The following is a 20,747-nucleotide window of genomic DNA, read 5'->3' as shown; positions in this document are numbered from 1 at the left end:
TTTCGCCGAAAACGAGAGAGGATGCTGTTGGAACTTTCGCGCGATCTAGGACTCATGCGTATCAGTATGGGGTATTTACTGATACTCATTAGAACATCATCCTGCAATCTTCAATCGAATTTTGCCATCGCCTGTAAAATTTTGGAGGTTTGGGATACCAAAGTGGCCCACCTCCAAAACTCCCAGGCAACACCACACCCTACCTTCCTCACTTCTTCAGCATAGGCTAACACCTCCCTCCCCGTGTTGCCCCTATCCGTGCTCAACACGTCATTGGGCCGCGCGCCTGCAACATCCTCATACCAAATATTGCTAGGAAACAACTATCCAAGCTTTTGCCCCATGGCCACGGGGATGAGTTCATCCTCGGCGCCGTGCCCGGCCACGAGGGCGTAAGCGCCTTCTTTTTGCAGCCTCTTCAAAATGGCGGGGGCATTCAAAGCAACGGCGCAGGACTCCATCCAGAAGAGTCCACCTGGGACGCGGCAGACTATGTCTCCCGTGCTGGCCGATGGGCAGCGCAACGGACGAATCAAAGAATCCCCATTCCGCCGCTCCCATCGTTTTCATCGATGCAGATCCAAAGAAGATGAATTGTTCCATCCACCGCATGCTCGCCAGGTTCCAGAGCAGCCATCAACCGCTCCGTTCGCTGCGATACCTCAACCGCACACCCACGCCCCACTATGTTTTATCTCTGGATGTCCTGCTGGAATGGTCTGTCCGTTATCCTGGCCGCTCTCATTGCTGTCTCCTCTCTGAAAACTTCTCTGGCGCGATATCGAGTCGCGCTTGTTTGCTTCATGGTCTGGAGTTTGGGCCGGATTGCATTCAACTTGTATCCCACCCTGTTCAACATCGGCATGGCCAACGCTTTTGGGCCTGGGAGGGTTTCCGGGCAGGCCTATCTGGGCCCCATCTTGACCGTGGCCTTTTTCACCATCCCCGTGCTGGGGCTGCTTCGGGTCTATTCCACTTCCGCCTCACTCCGGTGGATGCTCGCTCTCACCGGACTCTCCGTTGGCTGGTTCCTTTTTCAGGTCGTCAGGGTGACAATGAGGTATCCCAGTCATCCCACGGGCCTGTCAGATGCAGGGAGGGATGCCATCTTTCACTTCCTGCTGTGGCTGAGCGTCTTCAAACTTCGTATCGCGACCGAGACTCCTGCTGCCGAGCCGAAGAACCCTGCATCGTCCGACACGCGGCGAGACATCTGGGTATAGCCCCGGGATCCTGAGGCATAAGGCTCACGCCCTCGCCGCAGGCAAGGACCCAGCCACAGTCCCTTCCGGATGACAGGATCCACCGAACTACCGGCGTTCCGCCACTTCGTGCTGCTGGCGCACCTTCAGGATGGACGATTCCGGCAGGACGCCGGCGAAGTTTGCGCAGGGATAAACGATGCTGCGCCGCCCAATGAGAGTGCCTGGGCTGAGGACGCTGTTGCAGCCCACTTCCGCATGGTCTCCAACAACGGCACTGAACTTCTTCAACCCCGTGGCGATCCGCTCGGCGCCGTGGTGCACCACGACCGGAGCGCGGTCGAGGCGGACATTGGAGAGGATGACGCCAGCCCCCAGGTGGGCCTTGTAGCCGAGCACAGCATCTCCCACGTAGTTGAAGTGGGGAACCTCGCAGTTGTCGAACAGGATGCAGTTCTTGAACTCACAGGAGTTCCCCAGCACGCAGCCATCGCCGACGATGACGTTCTCCCGGATGTACGCTCCGGAGCGGATGTGGCAGTTCTTGCCGATCCAAGCCGGGCCTTTGATCACGGCTCCAGCCTCGACCACGCTGCCTTCATCAATGAAGACTTGGTCTCCGAGGGTGGCCTTGGGCGAGACTTCGCCCAGGATCTCGGGCTTGAGCTTGAACTGCAAGTACCCCTCGATGCGGGTGAGGGCGCTCCAGACCGGCTGCTCATCATCAAAGAGCAGCCCGTGAATGGTGCGGGAAAGGTCCAGGTAGTTGCCAGCGGAGAACATGGGGAAGCAGGCGGACGTGCAGCTGGCAAGCAGGGCAGCCCGGCACCGACGTCATGCCGCCAGCGCCATCTGCCCGACCCAGACCAGAAAGGACCTCACACGGTGAGAATTTCCTTTTCCTTCGAAACGACGTGCTGGTCGATTTCTGCGATCTTCTTGTCCGTGAAGGTCTGCACTTCTTTCTCACCGCGATGCAGATCATCCTCGGTGATAGTGCCAGCTTTCTCGAGCTTCTTGAGCTCTTCCATGGACTCACGGCGGACGGCGCGCACGCGGACGCGGGCGTCTTCAGCCATGCCCTTCACCTGCTTCACCATCTGCTGGCGGCGCTCGGTGGAGAGTTCTGGCACCGGCAGGCGGATCACCTTGCCTTCGACACTGGGGTTGAGGCCCAGGTTGGAGGCATTGATGCCGCGCTCGATGTCCTTCAGCGTGGAGGGGTCAAACGGCTCGATGCGAATGAGGCGGGGCTCCGGGGTGGAGATCATGGCCAGCTGCTTCAGCTTCATGTTGCTGCCGTAGCTGTTCACCCAGATGTCCGTGTTTTCCACAAGGGCCGGGGAGGCCTTGCCGGTGCGGACGGCCGCGAACTCGTGGATGGCGTATTCCACCGCTTTGGTCATGTTTTCCTCGGCGGTGAGGAGGGCGGTATCAAGGGGCATGGGATGCAGTAAGGTTCGAGTTGATCAGGCAGACCTGGCGCGGGGACGGTCTGGCACCAGCGAGGGGGAGGCAGCAAAGCACGCTCCCACCCGGTTGTCACGCGTCGTTGGTGACGATCGTGCCAATGGATTCGCCTGTCAGAGCCCGCCGGATGTTGTCCGGTCCGTTCATGTCGAACACCACAATAGGCATGTTGTTCTCCTGACAGAGGCTGAAGGCGGTGGCGTCCATCACCTTGAGCTGGCGCGTGAGGGCCTCCTGATACGTGAGACGCTCGTAACGAACAGCATTCGGGTTCTTGTTGGGATCGCTGTCGTAAATGCCATCCACCTTGGTGGCCTTCAGTACGACGTCGGCACTGATCTCACTGGCGCGCAGGGCGGCCGTGGTATCCGTGGAAAAGAAGGGGTTGCCAGTGCCAGCGGCGAAGATGACCACGCGACCCAGTTCCAGGTGGCGCATGGCCTTGCGACGGATGAAGGGCTCCGCCACGTTGTCCATCTTGATGGCGCTCTGCACCCGGGTGGGCACATCCATGCCTTCCAGCATGGACTGGACAGCCAGCGAGTTCATCACCGTGGCCAGCATGCCCATGTAGTCGGCCGTGGCGCGCTCCATGCCGCGGTTGCTGGCACTGATGCCCCGCCAGAAGTTTCCACCTCCTACGACCACCGCGATCTCCAGACCGGACTGGTGCGCCGCCTTGATCTGGGAGGCAATGCTCTCCACAATCGGCGGGGAAATGTTGTCATGACTTCCGACTTCACGAAGGGCTTCGCCGCTAAGTTTGATGAGGACCCTCTTGAACTTTCGTGTTTCGTCGTCTGGCATCTTCGGGTCGTAATTACATGAAGCGTGCACGCTTGCAAAGACAAATCACCGCGTGACGAGTTTGTAGCGACGGAATCCCGTTGCAGAGACTGATTCTCACCGGGCTGCCCGAAGAGCCCGCCCTCTGCCCCGGATAAAGGGCAGATCGAGCAGGATGAAAATGACGAGCGCCATCAATGATGCCGCGCCGATATACCAAGGCCAAGGCCCCAGAAGGTCGTAGAGCGAGGCAGTAGCCGGTTTCCGGCAGAGGAAGCCGTAGTTGCCCCCGGTGAGGGCGTTGAAACCGCCGATGACCAGGGCATAGAGATTGATCAGCCCCCATGCGACCCACTTAGCCCTCGCCCGCGGAGTCCGCCGCAAGCCCAGGACACCGTAGAGCGCGGTCGCGACCACTCCCCCGTGAGCCAGGAAAAAGGCGAAGTAGCGCGGGCTGGGAAAATCCGAGGTAAGCGCCGGGGTCAGCATGCCCTGCATGGTACCCGCCAGCCCCCAAAAAAAGAGCAGCTCACAGAAGAACTGCTTCCGGGTGAGCAACACCACCACCCCCAGCAGGGCCGACAGGTCGCAGAGGTGACAGGGGTACTGGTTGTCCACCGTGAGCGTGCCGGTATGCACGTAGAAGGCGTAGCTCACTGGCCACTGCACCAGCAGGGCCGCCGCCATGATCCACTCCAGAGTGCGCTGCGCGCGCCCGAGCCCGCGACGCGCCACCCAGATCATCACCGCTGCCACCAGCGCCGTCGCGAACAGGGCCGCCAGATGGCTGGGGCCATAGGCTCGAAAAGTCTGCTCAACTGCGGGCGGCATGCGTCTTCGTCACCAGGCTCCCCTTCCGCCACCTCAGCCGTTGGTCCAATGGCCGCCGAAGGACAGCTCAATCTGCACCGGGTTGGAGTAGTCCGTCTTCCCGTAGGCGCCGATCATCGGAATGCCGGTGGCATTGCGCCAGGCGCGGCTCATGCTCTCCCCCGTGTGACAGCCCCAGCTCTTGCAGTAGGCATTCTTCGTGAAGATCCCGCCGCGAATACGGGGCAGATCCTTCTCATGCAGCCAGGACTTGGACACGCCATAGACCAGATTGCTGTAGTCGAACATGAAGCAGTACTTGTTGCTGTGGCCGTAGTACTCGAAGTTGCAGATCTTCACCCGGCCACGAGGCTGGCCTTCGTTCAGATAATTGATGAGCTGGGTGCCGTTGTCGAACCACATCAGACGCACACCGTACTTGTCCCGCACGCTCTCCACCAGGGGGGTAAGCGCGCGATTGTCCTCCGTACTGCGGGTCACGAAGGCGGTGCGGTACACCAGCCAGGTGATCATGGCATTCGGGTCTTGTTTCTTGATCTCCTCAATGCGCACACGGGCCGGGCGGATGAAGTTGCCCCACCAGCGATCATGCTGAGTACCGGCGGCGCGCAGATCCTCCCACTTTCTCAAGGCCGGGCCGCCACTGACGATGATGTACTCCTGGCTCTGGGCGGAGGCGGCGCTGGCAAATCCAAGACTGGCCACGAGGCCCAGCAACAGCAGGCAGGTGTGAATAGGACGGGTGAGGTTCATGCTTCGCTTCGTCAGGTCGGTCAGAGATGGGGCCAAGGGAAGGGGGGGGGCAAAACAGTCCCCACAACTTCAGCTTTCATAATCTCTGCCACGGGAAACTCCACTGCGATCTTTCACAGATGCAAAAGAGGAGGTGCCGAAACACCCCCTCTTTCGTCAGAATTTCTCACTTAGGGCAGCCCACCGGGCTCACTTCTGCACCAGATGCTCGCCGCGAACCAGATCATCCAAGGTCTGGCGCTCGCGCACCAGATGCGCCTCGGCACCGTCCACCAGGATCTCCGCCGCCAGCGGGCGGGAGTTGTAGTTGGAGGCCATGGTGAATCCGTAGGCTCCGGCGCTGAGCACCGCCAGGGTGTCGCCAGCCTGCACGGGTGGCAGTTCGCGGTCCTGAGCCAGGAAGTCACCGGTCTCGCAGATCGGTCCCACCACATCCACCTTCTCCAGCTCGGCCCCTTCGGCCTTCTGCAGGGGGGTGATCTGGTGCCAGCCTTCATACAAGGCGGGGCGGATGAGGTCATTCATGCCAGCGTCCACGATGACGAACTTCTTCGCATTGCCCTTCTTGAGGTAGAGCACCTTGGAGAGCAGTGCCCCGGCGTTGCCCACCATGAAACGGCCGGGTTCCAGAAGGATGCGCAGCTTCAGAGGCTCAAGAATCGGCACCAGGGCATCGGCATAGCTCTGGATGGTGAGGGGGCGCTCGGCCTCCTCTTTGTCACCCCACCAGGTCTGATCGCCGCTGTCCAGGCTCTCGCGGTACACGATGCCCAGCCCGCCACCGATGCTGAAGAACTTGATGTGATGGCGCTCCTTGAGCTTCTCTACCAGCGGGGCCACCTTCTTCGCCGCTTCGACGAAGGGGTCGATGCTCGTAAGCTGGGAGCCGATGTGCATCTGCAGACCGCGAATTTCCAGGTGCTCGCACTCTGTCGCGATCGCGGCATAGGCATCAAGGATGCGGTCGAAGTCCACGCCGAACTTGTTCTCGCTCTTGCCTGTGGAGATGTACTTGTGGGTCTTCGCGTCCACGTTCGGGTTCACGCGCAGGGCCACCGGGGCCTTCTTGCCCAGAGAGCCAGCCACCTCGTTGATCTGGCGCAGCTCAGCCTCGCTCTCGGCGTTGAAGCTGTAGATCCCCTGCTGCAGGGCGTACTCGATCTCGCCACGGGTTTTGCCCACGCCGGCAAAGGTACACTGGGAGGCGCGGCCACCAGCCTGGATCACACGATAGAGTTCGCCACCGGAGACGATGTCAAAGCCGCCGCCCAGATCCGCAATGGTCTGCAGGATCGCGAGGTTGGAGTTGGCCTTTACCGCATAGCAGATGAGGTGATCCAGGCGATCGAGTGCTCCATCCAGCCGCTTGTAGTGATCCGTGATGGTCTCCTTGCTGTACACATACAGCGGTGTGCCGTGTTTTGCGGCCAGGGATTCCAGTTCAACGTTCTCACAGTGCAGGCGACCCTGAATGTAGCGGAAAGAATGCATAGGGCGCGTGATGTAAGCCAAAATGCGCCGCGTGCAAGCTGTGCGTCACTCGGGAGCCCCCTCGTCTTTTGCGTTCTCCCCGGTCGGCGAGACCTCTCCCGCCTTTCTCCAGGCGCGAAGGCCAGTTCGATACCGCCAGAACGCACGCAGAAACACCAGCACACACACCGTCTTCAGAGCCAGCAGCCACCATGGCTCCCACCAGGCCCCGGTGCGGGATTCAATGACGTCGCTCACCCCAAAGGCTGCGAACGCCGCCGCGAGCAGGAACATTTCCCGCCGCATCGTCCGGACCGCCGGCGGATTGCCGCCAGCGCGGAACATTCCGCGCAAAAAGAAAACCGCGCTGATGGCGAACCACAGCGCGGCTTCAAAAAGATTGAATATGGCGTCAACCGCCATGGAGGGTCTCCTTAGACGAGACCAGCTTCCTTAAGCACCTTGAAAGCGCCGACCTTGTTGATGGTCTTCAGGATGCGGGCGGTCACACGGACCTTGACCCAGCGACCGAGTTCGGCAACGAAGATACGCTTGTCGCGAAGATTCGGGTAGATCTTGCGCTTCACGCGCTTGGTAATGTGCTTACCGATACCGCCCTCTTTCTTGGCCTTACCGCTGCGATGGATTTTGTGCCCCGAGGTAACGCGGGCGCCGCTGATTTGACAAACTCTGGCCATGACTTTGGAAAGGGTTAGGGTTGAAAAGAAGGGCCGGGAGGTTAATCGCAGTCTGAAGATCGTCAACTAATTTTGACATCACTGTCAGAAAAGGTCACTCGGCAGCCGGAGTGTCATTTTGGACCGTATCCGCCTCTGGACAATCCCTTTCCTGAAGCAAAAGTCTCATTTTCCCCTTTTCCCTCCATGAGTTCTGACCCCAAGCGGATTCGCGTCGGCATCGTCGGCGCCGGTGGCATCGTAAAGACCCGACACCTTCCCGCCCTGCAGGCCATGCCGGAGGTCGAAATCGTGGCCGTGAGCAATGCCACGCTGGAAAGCAGCCAGAAATTCTGCGCGGAGCTGGCCCCCACCGCCGAGCCCATGCAGCATTGGCCGGAGCTTGTTTCCCGCGGGGACATTGATGTCGTCTGGATCGGTACTCCGCCCATGCTCCACAGTGAGATCACCTGCTACGCTCTCCGCGCGGGAAAACACGTCTTCTGCCAGGCCCGCATGGCCATGAGCCTGCAAGAGGCCCAGCTCATGTGGGAGGCCAGCATGAGCAATCCGGAACTGGTCGCCGCCCTCTGCCCCCCTCCCTATGGCATGAAGGGGGACGCCACCGTGCGCCGCCTCCTCGCTGAGGGAGCCATTGGCAAGCCCTACCACACCGTCCTGCACAGTATGAACGGCGGCTGGCTGGATCCTGCGGCCCCCGCCCACTGGCGTCAACGCGTGGAGATCAGCGGCCTTCAGGTGCTGAGCTTTGGCATCTATGTCGAGATCATCCAACGCTGGCTGGGCGATATCGTGGCTGTTCAGGCCAATGGGGCCGTCGTCACCCCGGACCGCCAAGGTTATGAGGTGGAGATCCCCGACTACCTCCACGTGCTCTGCGGCTTCCGCAATGGTGCTCAGGGCAGCCTCATCTTCAGCGGCGTGGCCTCTCACCCGCCGCAGGACGCCATCCAGATCTATGGCAGCGAAGGCACCCTCACCTACAATTTCGTGACCGACGAAATTCGCCTGGGCAGGACCGGCGGCGCACTTGAAGCCGTGCCGATTCCCGACACTGAAGCGAAGGAATGGACTGTCGAGCGCGACTTCATCAACGCCGTGCTCAACCCCTCCGCGCCCCGGCCCAAACCGGATTTCCTTGAGGGTATCAAGTACATGCGCGTGGTCCAGGCCGCCGCCGAGAGCATGGATGCCGGGGATCTGGTGAGGGTCGCGTAAAAGGCTATGCACCCCAACGTCGAGCACGCCTTGGCTGATTCGATCTTCCACCGGAAGGACCCGGCGGAGGCTGATGCAGTATTTCAACGCCTTGGTGTGAAGCCAAAGTCGGAGTTCAAGGAGTTCTACCGCCGGTATGAGGGGGCATTTACCAGTGAAGTGTCTGGATTCGAACTGTGCGATCTCGCAGGCCCGAACGAATTCAGCATCGAATCGCTGACACGCCAATGTCGCGAGCATCACAGTTTCCCCGACCGCTATCTCGCTCTCACGGACCTCTGCGGCGGCGCCATCTTGGTTTACGACTGCGAATCCGACGCCGTTTTCAATGTCGATTTTGAAGGAGGGAGTGACCAGTTGCGAGCAGGCAAACTCGCTCCGCATTGGCCCTCTTTTGACGACTTCCTGGAGGAGTACTTCACCCCACCATCTGACGATGATGAGATGAGTGAAGAATACCCTATCCCACAACCGCACTGGTAACCGCAGCTTGACGGCGGGTTCAAATCTCCGGCACTCCTGGAGTCAAAGGAAACAACCCAAACGCCTCTTTACCATGCCCACCGCCTTCGAAGAACGCGAAGCGTCTTGGAGTACGGTGGCTCGACACCGTTTTCGCCAGCGGTGGAAGCAGTCAAAAATCGACATCACGCCCGCCTGCCGATCACGGACGAGCACTTATCCCTCCGCTTCTGCTTGCCACCAAGCGGACCATCGCCCCCGGTTAGAAAACGGTGTCGAGCCACCGTACTCCAAGACGCTGCCGCGACTGAGGAGGCGCCCCACAACGAAGCATCCTCCCCTGTCCCACCGTTTTTATGAATTACTGAATTACTGTTCTACCGAATCACCGGACTACCGACGAATCGCCGTCATGAACCCGCGATCCGCCGCCGTGTCGTGATAAGCGCCGGGCTCGAACCCAGCTTCGCGCAACAGCTCGGCATACTCACCCACGCCATAGCACTTGCCCTGGGTGGAGTGCATGAGGAGCGCGGAGTATTCCGCCACAGGCAGCGGGCCATTTTTTGCCTCATTGATGAAGGCATCGTGAATGATCAACAGGCCACCAGGAGCCAGCGCCTTGTGGGAAATGGCCAGCAACTCACGCACCTCCGGGTAGTCCCAATCGTGCAAGACGTTGGAAAACAGATGCACATCCGCATCCGTGGGCAGCGGATCCTTGAACATATCGCCAGTCTCCACGAACACACGATCCGGATACCCCCGCTCCACGATGCAACGCTGCGTGATGCGATCCACCGGTGACTGCTCGAACACAGTGGCCTTCAGCTCTGCATGATGAGCCACCAGCGAGCAGGAGTAAATCCCGCTGCCACCTCCGATGTCCAAGAGGTGTTTGCGACCGCCCAGGTCCACCTTCTTGGCCAGGGCCTGACCGAGATAAAATCCGCGACAGTCCATGGCCGCGGTGAAACTGCGGGAGAACGCATCCGTCTCCATGGCCTTGTGCCAGTCCAACGCCGCTTCATCCCCACCCCAGTTGGCGGGCCTGCCGGTGCTCAGCACTTTCAGGTAGTCCTGCGTAATCGGACGATCCTTGAGCGAGGCGTAGTAAGGCGAAAGGCACCAAGGCGAACCGGCGGTGAGGTGCTCTTGGGCCGTGAGCGTAGGATGGAATTTCCCATCATCCTGGCGCTCCACAAAGCCATTGGCGGCGAATAGCGTGAGCATCACATCCGTGGGCCGCTCCGCGAACTCAAACCGTGCGCAGATCTCCTCCTTGGTGGATGGGTTTGCCCCCAGCCAGGTGAAGAAATCCAGATGAACCACCGCCGCCGTCAGCAGGTCAGCGGCATACAAGCCATCGCGGTAGCGGTAAACACGAAGCGGATCACTTTGAGGGACAGAGGTGAGGTCAGCGGCCATGCCGCACTCAAGCGAGAATCGAGGGAGATGACAAAGCCAATCTTGGGGAGAGAATGCGGATTCACCACAGAGGCACTGAGAACACAGAGGCAGGACTTTTTAGACAGAATTAACGGAATTAACAAAATTGAGTTTCGAACGACTGATCTGGGTGAAAATACCCTTCCGGATAAGCCAAACCTAATTCCGTAAATTCTGTTAATTCTGTCTAAACCTCAGTTTCAGTACTCTGTGTTCTCTGTGCCTCTGTGGTTAAACCCGCATTCCCAAACTTTGATCGGGCTCCCTATTCAATCTTGCCGTTGTAGCCGGCTTTGTTCAGCGCGGTCTGCAGCTCTTTCAGATTGAAGTCACCTTCCACGGTAAAGCTGTCTTCACCCTTGGTGGCGTTGTGTTTGGTGGCGCCTTTGACGGCTTTGATGGCTTCATCCACGCCCTTCACGCACTTGCCGCAGCAGAGGTGGGTGTTGCTCACGGTGGCGGTTTTCACCTGCTTGTCGGCCACGGCCTTCACGGTGGCACCTTCGCCGTAGTAGCCGGCGTCCAGGAGGGAGTCCACCGCCTTGTCCAGATCGCTCTTGGACTTGGCCGTGATGGTCACGCTAGTCTTGGTGACGGCCGCGGTGGTGCCGTCCACTTTCGTGATGGCTTTGGTGATGCCGTTTTCACACCCTTTGCAGCAGTTGTGAATGCCGTTGAGCGTGAGGGTGGACTCCGCCTGGGCAGACAGCCCGAGGGCGAGCAAAGTGGCGGTAACGAGCAGAGTGATGGATTTCATAGAGTGACAAAGACGCCGGGGTTGCGCGGGCCTTTCAGCGGGGAGCAGCATTTTTCATGCGAGGTGCCGATGGAACCGTTTTTCGCCCCTCGCCCCGTCCATTCCGCATTTCCCGGAACCCGGAGGGCGCATTGACAGCAAGTGCAATTCGCTTGAGCACACACGCCTCACTCCTCTTTCCACCACGCCCCGGGTCCCTGGACCGCGCAACCATTGCCAAACCTTTCCGAACCCGGAGGGTTCACCATGAATAGCCCCGGGTCGACCGAGTGAAGCGAGGGTTACCCCGGGGGTGCCGCCCGTTCACCCTCTACCGCGGAGCAGTAGGCCAATCGCATTGCAAAGCCCGGACGACAATCCCGAGAAGCACCTCATCCACCATTCGGTGCCGATTGGCCTACCGCTCCGCGGTAGAATTCCCAGCCCCGTCTTCCATGGGTAGTCCTCACTAAGCTCGGCCGACCCATGGCTACGCACGGCGAACCCTCCGGGTTCATGCAATAACGCGCCATGAAGAACCAAGAACCCCATTCCTAATTCCTAATTTTCACTTCAGCGTTTCCACAAACTCCAACAGATCCGCCATGCCCTGGGCATCCATCCCCGCCTCCAGACCTTCCGGCATGAGCGACAGGCCGCCGGCCGACATTTTCTTCACTTGAGCACGGGCTACATTCACCTCCGCCCCGGCGGTCATCCTCACCGTCACACCCGTCGTATCATCCTTGGAGAGCAGACCGCCCAGGGTCTGGCCGTCCTGCGTCTCCACCGTGTAGGCGATGAATTGCGGAGCCACTTCCTTGTTGGGATCAAGAATGGCGCTGAGGAGCGCCTCACGTCCCTTGGTCTTCACGGTGATCAAATCAGGCCCCACCTGGAATCCCTGTCCACCCGCGCGGTGGCAGGTGAAACAACGCTGCATGAAGACCAACTGCCCCCGTGTGGCGTCCCCCTTCAGCGAGGAGGCTGGCTGAAACTCCGCGATGACCGTTTCCCGCGGTTTGGGAATCACTGCGGCCAGCACTTGTTTGGTCAGCGCCGCCACCTTGGGATTCGTGTGTTTGATGAGCGCCTGCACCTGCGCGCTGGAGAGCTCCTCCGGCTTCAAAACTGGCTGAGCACTGCCCATGTTCTGATACAGCGCCAGAATGCGTTCGGGGCGGGAAAGCAATCCTTCGAGCGCCGCCGCTCGGGCCGCCGGCTGAAGCGCCGGCCACGCCTCCAGCAACACCTCCGCCACAGTGGGCTCATTGAAGCGGACCAGCGACTGCACCGCAGACTGGTGCAAATCGGCTGGCTGATCCTTTTGCAGTAGTGCCGCCAAGGCCGGACGCGCCTGCGCATAGGGAGCCATCTCCAGCAACGTCACTGCTTCGTGACGTCTCGAACTCACCGCCCCTGCATTAGCGGCCTCTTGGGCAGCCAGGTCAAAAACAGGTTTGAAAACACCCGCTGCATCCTGCTTCGCAAGTGAGCCGCCTCGTTGACGCAACCCTTTGTCCAGGGCCCGCAGACGTTGCGTGCTGCTGCCCGCTCCTTTCGAGAGAGTCTCCATGAGCCATTTCAGATCCTCAGGATCCTGCCGGGCAGCAATGACCTGCACCAGTTCCGCAATACGGGGCTCAGGAATGCCACTGGGAGTGAACGCACGCACCTTCTCAAACAACTCCCGCGCCAGCGCCGGAGGCCCGGAAACCAGCGCGCTATAGGTCCAGTCATCCTGATCCTCCGCCAGCAGGCGGGTCGCCGTGGTCAGCAGTGTCCGGCTCACCTCCATTCCCTGCCCTGCCAACATCTCCGGTTTGAAATAACTACCGAGCGTGAAGGCCAGCTGCATGCGCACCCGGGGTGCCGGATCCTCCGCACACGCCGCCAGTTGCTGGCGCAGCGCCTTGCCCACCCGGATCTCCACCGGCAGCCCCTCACTGAGACGGATGCCCAGCTCCCGCACGTGCTCATCTTTATCCCGGATGGCCGCCAGCACCTGTGCCTCGCCCACACCATGAAACGCCTCCAGCAACCAGAGAGCATGGAACTTTGCCAGCGGGCTCTGGGTTTCAGCCAACAACTTCACCAGCAGTGGCGTCACCGTCTTGTCCTGGCGTTCATAGATCAGCCGGGCCGCCGTCTCCCGGTGCCAGCCGTTGGCATGCTCCAGGGTCTTCACCAGGCCGGCCAGACCCATGCCGGCAAAGTTCGCGCGCTGATGCTGCCCAACCGGCAGGCCGGCGGCCGGGGTGATGCGATAGATGCGCCCCCGGTCATTGCCGCTGTTCAGATCCAGGTGCTGTTTGATCTCATCCGGAATGGCCCACGGGTGCTCAATGGTCTCCCGGTACATGTCCATGGCGTAGAGACAGCCGTCCGGCGCATTGGCGAAGTTCACAATGCGGCACCACGTGTCTTTTGAGGCGGAAAACTCGCGCCCCCGCTCATCCGCCGGGCGCTCGCCTTCGAGGCTGGCCCCTTTCTGACGGAGCACCTTGCGATGAATCAACTGCCCGCCTGCGTCCCCGGTGAAGGTGTTGTTCACGAACTCCGGTCCGTAGGCATCGCCGCGATAGACCGTGGTCCCCGTGGCTCCGGTGAAATAACCCGAGACCCGTCCACCGCCTTCCACCGCACCTTTCACCACTCCGGCGATGCGCCAGCGGGTGCGGATGATGCGCCAGGGCTCATCCGGGCTGAGGCGAAACACCTCTGCCGCGCCACCATCCACCGCGATGCTCTGACGCACTTGGGGAAAGTTGAAGTACGGATTCCGCCGGGAGTAGGCGTCGTCACACACAAAGAACTGCAGGTGGTCGCTGTTGCTGCACACGAACTTTCTCCCGTACGTGTCATAGCTCATGCCGTACTGGCCGCCACCGGCCTCCAGGCCGAACTCGTGCGTTAGCGGATCGAACCAGAAGTCCCGCCCTCCCAGCTCCAGCTCCGGCAGGTCCGGCCGCTTCAGGCACTTCACCTTGCCGCGGTTCCCGCCGCCGGCTTGAAGGTGCACCCGGCTGTCCATGCCCCACTGCGGACAGTTCGCCATACCCTGCACGTTCAGAATCTTGAGCCCCGTGCCGAAGCCCGTGTACACCACCTCCCGCTTTTCAGCCCGGCCATCGCCGTCTTTGTCCTCGAACCGGATGATGTCCGGCGTGGCGATCACATAAAGGCCACCATTGGCCCAGATCAGCCCCGTGGGCCAGGCCAGATTCTCTGCGAACACCGTGCTGGTCTCATACTTCCCATCGCCGTCCTTGTCCTCCAGCATGGAGATGCGCCCCAGGTGCGGTGTTTCATCGCGTCGCTCCGAGTAATCGATCATCTCACACACGAACATCCGGCCCCGCTCATCAAAGCTGACGGCGATGGGGCTCCGCACCAGCGGCTCATGCGCAGCAATCTCTAGCTTGAAGCCCTCCTTCACCTGCCAGGTGGCCAACGCGTTCTGCGGCTCCACTGGAGGCAGGCGGGGCAGGTCTTTCGGGTCCACCGCCACCGTGCCCTTGGTCGCCCCATAGGCCTCCCGATGCGTGGTCACGGATTTGATGCCTCCCGCCGGCTCTGCCGCCGCTGAGGAGTGAACCGGCACCACCGCACCGGCGATGGACAACACAATCGTACCTGACAGCAAAGGGCAACGCAGCAGTTTCATAGGGGCGCAGAGCAGCGCATGAAACCTACGCCATGCGCTGCGACAACTGAACGCCCCTTGTGCCGCGTTTCGGTATTATTGTGACAGGCGGCACTATTCCGCCGAGGCCAGCACGCGCTTTTCCTCAGCGAGCACGTTCACCTCCACCGGCACCACTCCGGCCTTGAGCATACCCAGATCCTTGGCGGCCTTCAGGGACACGTCAATGATGCGGCCGCGCACATAGGGGCCGCGGTTGTTGATTCGCACCACCACCTCACGTCCGTTGCGGAGGTTCTTCACCAGCACCTTGGTGCCAAAGGGCAGCTTCTTGTGCGCCGCCGTGTACGTGTTCTGGTTGTAGATCTCACCATTGGCCGTCTTGCGGCCGTTGAAGCCGTTGCCATAGCTGGAGGCGATGCCCTTCTCAACCTTGCCCGCCGGACGCAGCTGCTTGCTGGTGTCCAGCGAGGCCCGGGCCTTCACCATGAGGCCGCGCACCGCCGACTGGATGCGCTGCGCATCCTGGACCTCATGCACGGCATCCACGGCCGCATCAGCCCCGGACGCCTCAAGTGTAATTTTAACGAACTCATCTTTGCGATAGTCATTCAGCATGATGGACGCGCCCGTCATCACGACCGTGGTCGCGATGATCATGCACGCTTTTCTGGAATAATTTCTCAACATGTGGGTTAAAGGCTAGCGTTGAAAGCTGCCTGAGGAAACCATAAAATGACCCTGTGAGGGTCACCTAGGGAAATCCACCAAGGAGCATCAAGGGTTCGCAAAAAATTCCCAGAACGGCTGTAAAAAAAGAGGAGCCTCTTTCGAGGCTCCTCCGCAGATCTGTATGGAATATGTGGAGAATAAATTCTCCTCGAACTCAGGCTTAGCCCTGGCCCGGACGGTATTCTTCCGTCGCGAACTTGAAGGCCTGCTCCAGGCCGACGAGGTCGGTGCTGGGGCGGAGGCTTTCGAAGGCCTGGCTTTCCTTCTTGAGGGACTCTTCGTCATAGTTGACCGCCTTGACGGACAGGCCGATACGGCGCTCGACTTTGTCTACCTTGATGACGCGGGCTTCCACTTCGTCGCCGACGTTGAGCACGTCCTTGACGCGGTTGACGTGGTCTTCGCTAAGCTGGCTGATGTGCACGAGGCCGTCGATGTCGTCCTCGAGTTCCACAAACGCGCCGAAGCTGGCGATCTTGGCCACGCGGCCCTTGACGAGGTCGCCCACTTTGAAGCGGGTGTCGATCTCGCTCCAAGGATCGCCTTCGAGCTGCTTGATGCCCAGGCTGATGCGCTGGTTGGCCTTGTCGATCTCAAGGATCGTGGCTTCCACTTCCTGGCCCTTCTTGAGGACTTCGGAGGGGTGGTTGATCTTGCGGGTCCAGCTGAGGTCGGACACGTGGATCATCCCGTCGATGCCTTCCTCAAGCTCCACGAACGCGCCGTAAGCTGTGAGGTTGCGCACCTTGCCCTTCATCTTGGTGCCAATCGGGAAACGCTCATCAATGTTGTCCCAAGGATTGGTGTCAAGCTGACGCACGCCAAGGGAGATCTTGCGCTCTTCCTTGTTGATTCCAAGAACCTGGGCGTCCACCTTCTGACCAACGGTAAGCACGTCGGAAGGACGGGCGATACGCTTGGTCCAGGAGAGCTCGGACACGTGGATGAGGCCTTCGACGCCTTCTTCCACTTCCACAAACGCGCCGTAAGCGACGAGCTTGGTGACAGTACCGTGCACGCGCTGACCCACAGGGTAGCGGTTTTCGATGCTTTCCCAGGGGTTGGACTGCATCTGCTTGAGACCGAGGCTGACGCGCTCTTTCTCGCGGTTCACTTCCAGGATCTGGACGTTCAGCTTCTGGCCGATCGCCACGAGTTCGGAAGGATGGTTCAAGCGGCCCCACGTCATGTCGGTGATGTGAAGCAGGCCGTCCATGCCATTGAGGTCCACGAACACACCGAAGTCGGTGATGTTCTTGACAATCCCTTCGACTTTGTCGCCGGGCTTGACGCTCTCGAGGAACTTCTGGCGCTGTTCGGCGCGCTCTGCCTCGATAACTTCGCGGCGGCTGAGCACGATGTTTTTGCGCTCGTCGTTGACCTTGACGATCTTGAATTCGTAAACCTTGCCCACGTACTCGTTGAGGTCGCGGGGAGGAATGATGTCGATCTGGGAGCCGGGCAGGAAGGCTTCGACGCCCACGTTGACCATGAGGCCGCCTTTGACGACGCTCTTGACCTTGCCTTTGACGAGACCGCCGTCGAGGAAGACGCGGTAAATCTTGTCCCAGTTCTGCTTGTGGGCGGCCTTCTCCTTGGAGAGAACGACCATGCCTTCGTCGTTTTCGAGGCGCTCCAGAAGCACTTCGATTTCGTCGCCCACCTGGATGTCCTCGTCTTCAAACTCGGAGTGGGGGATCGCGCCCTCGGACTTGTAGCCGATGTCCACAAGGACAACTTGGGGCTTGATTTCAAGGATCCGGCCTTTGACGATGGATCCTTCGTGAAGAGTGCGGAAGGATCCTGCGATCAACTCCGCGAGCGTTGCGCTCATGTGTATTATTCTTGGGTTTGTGATGTTGCCACTGAAACGCCGCGGAGCTGCCGGGGCGCTGTTCGTCCTGCCTTGAAGGTACCGCTGCGAACGTGAAGTTTGAGGCCGGAATGAAGCGGGCCGGGAAGTTCGGGGGTTTTGGGGCGAAAGCAAGCATTTTCGACCCGGCAGCTGGGGAAAGCCGCCGATTCGCTAGCCAAATGAGGGTTCCACAGGCTAAACTCCTCCTGAAAATGCCCTGTTCAGCCCCCGGTTTCCGTCCCAAAAGCACTCCCGGCCCCTTCCCGCCTCACGTGCACTTCATCGGGATCTGCGGTCGGGCCATGGGGGCGGTGGCCATGGAATTGGCTCGCCTGGGGGTGCGAGTCACCGGCTCAGACCGGCACGTTTTCCCACCCATGGGCGGATTGCTGGCTCAGGCGGGTATTGCCTACCACACCGAGTTTTCCGCCGGGAACCTGACCCCGACACCCGACCACGTGGTGATCGGCAGCTACTTCAGCCCTTCTAATAGAGAGGTCGCCTCGGTCCTGGAGCGTCGCCTCCCCTGGTCCACCCTGGCGGGTTTTGTGGAGAGGCACTTCCTGCAAACCACCCAGAATCTTGTGGTGGCGGGCACCAATGGCAAGACGACTACCACCGCCATGCTGGCGTGGATCCTAAAGGCGGCCCGGAAAAACCCCTCCTACCTCGTGGCCGGAGAGGCTCCCAATCTCGGGAAAATGTTCCACTCCAGCCAGCGCCGAAGTGGCCCGTTTGTCCTGGAGGGCGACGAGTACCTTTCCGGTCTGGGCGATCTGAACCCCAAGTTCCTCCACTATCGCCCGAGCCGCGTGCTGGTGACCAATCTGCACTGGGACCACGTGGAGGTCTTCCCCGCGGAACGGGCCTACCGGGCCGGATTCGAGGCCTTGGTGGATCTGTTGCCCCCTTCCGGAGGCCTAGTGCTGAACGCCGACGACCCCGGAGCCTTCGCCCTTGCCACACGACGCCAGCTTGCCGGCACGGAAACGATCGGCTTCGGCCGTCAAGCTCAGCACCGCATCACTGGCTGGCGGCAAGGGCGCGAGCTCCAGACTTTCCACTTTCTGGGCGAAACCTTCCAGTTGGCCGCTTTTGGCAAAATCTACGCCATCAATGCCGCCCTGGCCATCACTCTGGCCCGGCAAGAGGGAGTGCCGCCCAAGACGGCAGCAGACGCCCTCCGACAGTGGCAACCAGTTCGCGGACGTCAGGAACTCCTGATCGACTCCCCGCAACTCACCGTGGTGAAAGAGGAGGCCTACCACCCACACGCCCTGGCCGGAGCCGTGGAAGCCGTGCGCGCGCGTTTCCCCAAGCGACGCCTCGTCCTGTTGTTCCAGCCCCGCTACACCGGTGGTGCCGCCGGCCCCCACCAGGCTGCTCTTCCCGAATCTCTGGCTGGGGTAGACTTGGCCCTCGTTACCGATCCTCTCGAAATCGCCCCCGTCGCCCGCCCCTTCTCAAGCCGGGCCCTCTGCAGCGCCCTTCGCCGAAGCGGCATCAAGGCGCATCACGTGGCCAGAGTCCCTGATCTCGTCCGGAAGCTCCAGAAACTGCGCCAGCATGGAGACGTGGCGATGGTGTCCCTGGCCTACCGGAATGAAGCGTTCTTTGATCAGATCCAGGAAATCACAAAGAACTGAAGAACGGGCGCTCACGTTCTCACATATCTTTGACAAACCTTCAGAACAATTCATACTTCTCCGAGAAACATATATCTCGCTAATTTGGCTGACTCCACGTGGGGAGGTCGGAACTAACTCACTCCGGCCATGTTGAGAGCATCAGTCCGTCGATTTCTTTCTTTTCAGCTCAGAGTGGCATTTTTTGCCCTCTGTACGAGTGCCGTCGCCCACTCGAGCAGGGCAGCGAGACGGCGGGTAAGACGAAACGTTGGGCTGCATCGAGACATAAAGTTGGACCGATGTAAACGAAGCAGCAGAGGCCTCGCGAAACTCTCACAGACTCAAGGCCAGGGCGCAGAACCGCTGATTAAGTTCATGAAAGCATCTATCGCGATCTTTCTTCTGGCCTCGTCTATCGGCATCAGTCCCCTCGTCGCACAGAGCGAAGGCTATCCCACGCCTCCCTCGGGTGAGATCTGGGGAGGCCATGTTGATTCCGTGAACGCCATAAGAACTGACCTCGGCCAGGTGCTGTCTGGAGTGCCTGCAGGTGAAGACGGCCAGGCTTCCCCCTGGTTTTCCAAACTTCAAACCATCAAGGGACAACTGGATCAGGTGGCCGTTTCCAAGGCGCAGACCGACTTGTTTTTGCTCGTTCCCAATCTCGCGGAGGTTTTTCAAAAACAGGAACCCCTGCCCTTTGTGATCAGCGCCTTCGGTCCACTGGCCAATTTGGGCGTTTCACTCGTTGACTCAGCCGGGACTCATGTTGCGCAACAAAATGGAACAGTGACGGCAGCCGTGCTCGCATCATTGATAAAGCTATTTGCGGTTGGAGACGGATTCATTTCTGAGGCGAGCTGGGAGGACCGCCCCATGCCCCTGGACGCTCCGGGAAGCCTGATCCTCAATCCGGCAGCAGTAGTTTTGCAGCTGAAGTCTGGGCCATGGAAGGAGGCGCAGCAATTCTTGGGCTACACAAGCTCCGCAACGGACTTCTTCTCAAGGTATGGCAGCAGCGGGGACGGATTGAGCGTGCTCAAGACCAGATATGCCGCAGATGAGACGACCATCCATGCCAAATACCTTGAACTCAAAACCTGGGTTGAGGAGCAAGAGCAGCTTGCGGAGTAGAACTGTTCGGAGGAACGACTCTCACGCGCCTGTTCGGGAATCCCCTTCTCTCCATCCCATGAAGCCCCTGCAACGCCTCATTCAACTGACCATCGCAGGCGCCTCGCTGCTCTTCACGGCCACGGGTCAGACGGTCGCCCAGGGCCTCACTCTGCCGCAAAGCGACAGCGGCATTGCCGACTCGATCTCGAGGGCTCTGCCCGCGCCCTACACCCAGGATGAACTGGCAGTTCCGCCTGCAGGAGAGATCAGGAAGTTGAACCTCCGATCCATCAACCGCGCAAAAGCAGAACTTCAAGCCGTCATCACAGGAGTGCCGGCACCGGAGCAGGCAAACTCTAACTATGCCAGGATTCAAGCCGCATTTTTGAAGCTGGATACCCTCTCCACCAACCGCCAGCAGGCTGTGCTCTTTGAGCTGATCAGCATCCTCGGTGAGCTGGATGAAGCGGCAAAATCTGAAGACAATCCTGCGTTCGTCAGAGCTGCCGCCGACATCCTGTCGGGGGTCAAACCAACCATCATCAGAGAAATTGCCGACTACATCACACGGCTCGGGGGGACAGTGCCAGCCTCCGACATTATTCTATTTGTTGACGCCTTTGCCACCGGGAACATTGCCGAAGAAGGTGCCTGGGAAAACACGGCCATTCCGGTGTCGAGTCCTGAGCTGCTAA

The 20,747-nt window shown here is 60.1% G+C and carries 19 protein-coding genes and 1 pseudogene; 7 read left to right on the top strand and 13 right to left on the bottom strand.

All coding sequences use genetic code 11. The features are described 5' to 3' along the window. Together BV106_RS38220 and BV106_RS09245 are read left to right on the top strand one after the other, a co-directional pair. Window positions 1-225 (top strand): hypothetical protein (locus BV106_RS38220; RefSeq protein WP_265595480.1); only part of this gene is annotated, 225 nt, incomplete at its 5' end. 461 nt (window positions 226-686) lie between these two features. After that, window positions 687-1,223, top strand: a complete 537-nt coding sequence (locus BV106_RS09245; protein WP_265595479.1) for a hypothetical protein — start codon at window positions 687-689, stop codon at window positions 1,221-1,223. A gap of 87 nt (window positions 1,224-1,310) precedes the next feature. Here BV106_RS09245 and BV106_RS09240 read toward each other — a convergent pair whose 3' ends face one another. The 8 genes from BV106_RS09240 to rpmB all read right to left on the bottom strand — a co-directional run bounded on the left by BV106_RS09240 (window position 1,311) and on the right by rpmB (window position 7,210). Continuing rightward, entirely contained in the window at window positions 1,311-1,985 is a 675-nt protein-coding gene (locus tag BV106_RS09240; protein ID WP_038163716.1) for a DapH/DapD/GlmU-related protein, read from the bottom strand. A 95-nt stretch (window positions 1,986-2,080) separates the two neighbouring features. Beyond that, window positions 2,081-2,647: a ribosome recycling factor gene (frr, locus tag BV106_RS09235; RefSeq protein WP_038163715.1), complete on the bottom strand. Its 567-nt coding sequence runs from the start codon at window positions 2,645-2,647 to the stop codon at window positions 2,081-2,083. 97 nt (window positions 2,648-2,744) lie between these two features. Continuing rightward, window positions 2,745-3,479 carry a UMP kinase gene (gene pyrH, locus BV106_RS09230; RefSeq protein ID WP_038163714.1) on the bottom strand — a complete coding sequence of 245 codons (735 nt, stop codon included), beginning with the start codon at window positions 3,477-3,479 and terminating at the stop codon, window positions 2,745-2,747. Between the two features lie 96 nt (window positions 3,480-3,575). Beyond that, a complete protein-coding gene (locus BV106_RS09225) occupies window positions 3,576-4,289 on the bottom strand; it encodes a TIGR02206 family membrane protein (protein WP_051945494.1) in 714 nt (237 codons plus the stop codon). A gap of 33 nt (window positions 4,290-4,322) precedes the next feature. Next, window positions 4,323-5,078: a hypothetical protein gene (locus BV106_RS09220; protein WP_265595478.1), complete on the bottom strand. Its 756-nt coding sequence runs from the start codon at window positions 5,076-5,078 to the stop codon at window positions 4,323-4,325. Window positions 5,079-5,231: 153 nt separating this feature from the next. Continuing rightward, window positions 5,232-6,533, bottom strand: coding sequence for a diaminopimelate decarboxylase (lysA, locus tag BV106_RS09215; protein ID WP_038163713.1), 1,302 nt, complete (start codon window positions 6,531-6,533; stop codon window positions 5,232-5,234). A gap of 45 nt (window positions 6,534-6,578) precedes the next feature. Beyond that, the gene (locus BV106_RS09210; RefSeq protein ID WP_038163711.1) at window positions 6,579-6,935 is read right to left on the bottom strand and encodes a hypothetical protein; all 357 of its coding nucleotides are present in this window, start codon (window positions 6,933-6,935) and stop codon (window positions 6,579-6,581) included. Window positions 6,936-6,946: 11 nt separating this feature from the next. After that, window positions 6,947-7,210, bottom strand: a complete 264-nt coding sequence (rpmB, locus tag BV106_RS09205) for a 50S ribosomal protein L28 (RefSeq protein WP_009958835.1) — start codon at window positions 7,208-7,210, stop codon at window positions 6,947-6,949. A 186-nt stretch (window positions 7,211-7,396) separates the two neighbouring features. Between rpmB and BV106_RS09200 the strand changes: the two genes are divergently transcribed. Continuing rightward, window positions 7,397-8,428, top strand: a complete 1,032-nt coding sequence (locus BV106_RS09200) for a Gfo/Idh/MocA family oxidoreductase (protein WP_051945493.1) — start codon at window positions 7,397-7,399, stop codon at window positions 8,426-8,428. Between the two features lie 6 nt (window positions 8,429-8,434). Further along, entirely contained in the window at window positions 8,435-8,911 is a 477-nt protein-coding gene (locus BV106_RS09195) for an SMI1/KNR4 family protein (protein ID WP_051945491.1), read from the top strand. 372 nt (window positions 8,912-9,283) lie between these two features. Here BV106_RS09195 and BV106_RS09190 read toward each other — a convergent pair whose 3' ends face one another. The 5 genes and pseudogenes from BV106_RS09190 to rpsA all read right to left on the bottom strand — a co-directional run bounded on the left by BV106_RS09190 (window position 9,284) and on the right by rpsA (window position 17,287). Then, on the bottom strand, window positions 9,284-10,318 hold the full coding sequence (locus tag BV106_RS09190; protein ID WP_038163708.1) for a methyltransferase: 1,035 nt from the start codon (window positions 10,316-10,318) through the stop codon (window positions 9,284-9,286). A gap of 286 nt (window positions 10,319-10,604) precedes the next feature. Continuing rightward, a complete protein-coding gene (locus BV106_RS09185; protein WP_038163706.1) occupies window positions 10,605-11,096 on the bottom strand; it encodes a cation transporter in 492 nt (163 codons plus the stop codon). A 547-nt stretch (window positions 11,097-11,643) separates the two neighbouring features. Next, window positions 11,644-14,742 (bottom strand): PVC-type heme-binding CxxCH protein, encoded by a 3,099-nt coding sequence (locus tag BV106_RS09180; RefSeq protein WP_038163704.1) that lies wholly within the window; start codon window positions 14,740-14,742, stop codon window positions 11,644-11,646. Window positions 14,743-14,835: 93 nt separating this feature from the next. Continuing rightward, window positions 14,836-15,147 (bottom strand): annotated as a pseudogene (locus BV106_RS39245) (septal ring lytic transglycosylase RlpA family protein); the annotation flags it as partial. 466 nt (window positions 15,148-15,613) lie between these two features. Beyond that, window positions 15,614-17,287, bottom strand: coding sequence for a 30S ribosomal protein S1 (rpsA, locus tag BV106_RS09170; protein WP_009958826.1), 1,674 nt, complete (start codon window positions 17,285-17,287; stop codon window positions 15,614-15,616). A gap of 233 nt (window positions 17,288-17,520) precedes the next feature. Here rpsA and BV106_RS09165 point away from each other — a divergent pair, with 233 nt between their 5' ends. From BV106_RS09165 to BV106_RS09155, 3 genes are all read left to right on the top strand, one after another. Next, window positions 17,521-18,954, top strand: coding sequence for a Mur ligase family protein (locus BV106_RS09165; protein ID WP_038163701.1), 1,434 nt, complete (start codon window positions 17,521-17,523; stop codon window positions 18,952-18,954). 273 nt (window positions 18,955-19,227) lie between these two features. After that, window positions 19,228-20,070: a hypothetical protein gene (locus BV106_RS09160; RefSeq protein ID WP_265595476.1), complete on the top strand. Its 843-nt coding sequence runs from the start codon at window positions 19,228-19,230 to the stop codon at window positions 20,068-20,070. A gap of 58 nt (window positions 20,071-20,128) precedes the next feature. Beyond that, window positions 20,129-20,747: hypothetical protein (locus tag BV106_RS09155; protein ID WP_038163697.1), on the top strand; the 619-nt coding region annotated here is incomplete at its 3' end.

This window comes from Verrucomicrobium sp. BvORR106, from assembly GCF_000739655.1.
GTDB lineage: Bacteria > Verrucomicrobiota > Verrucomicrobiia > Verrucomicrobiales > Verrucomicrobiaceae > Verrucomicrobium.
Note: the sequence above shows the minus strand (reverse complement) of the source record. Positions and strands in the feature narration are given on the sequence as shown.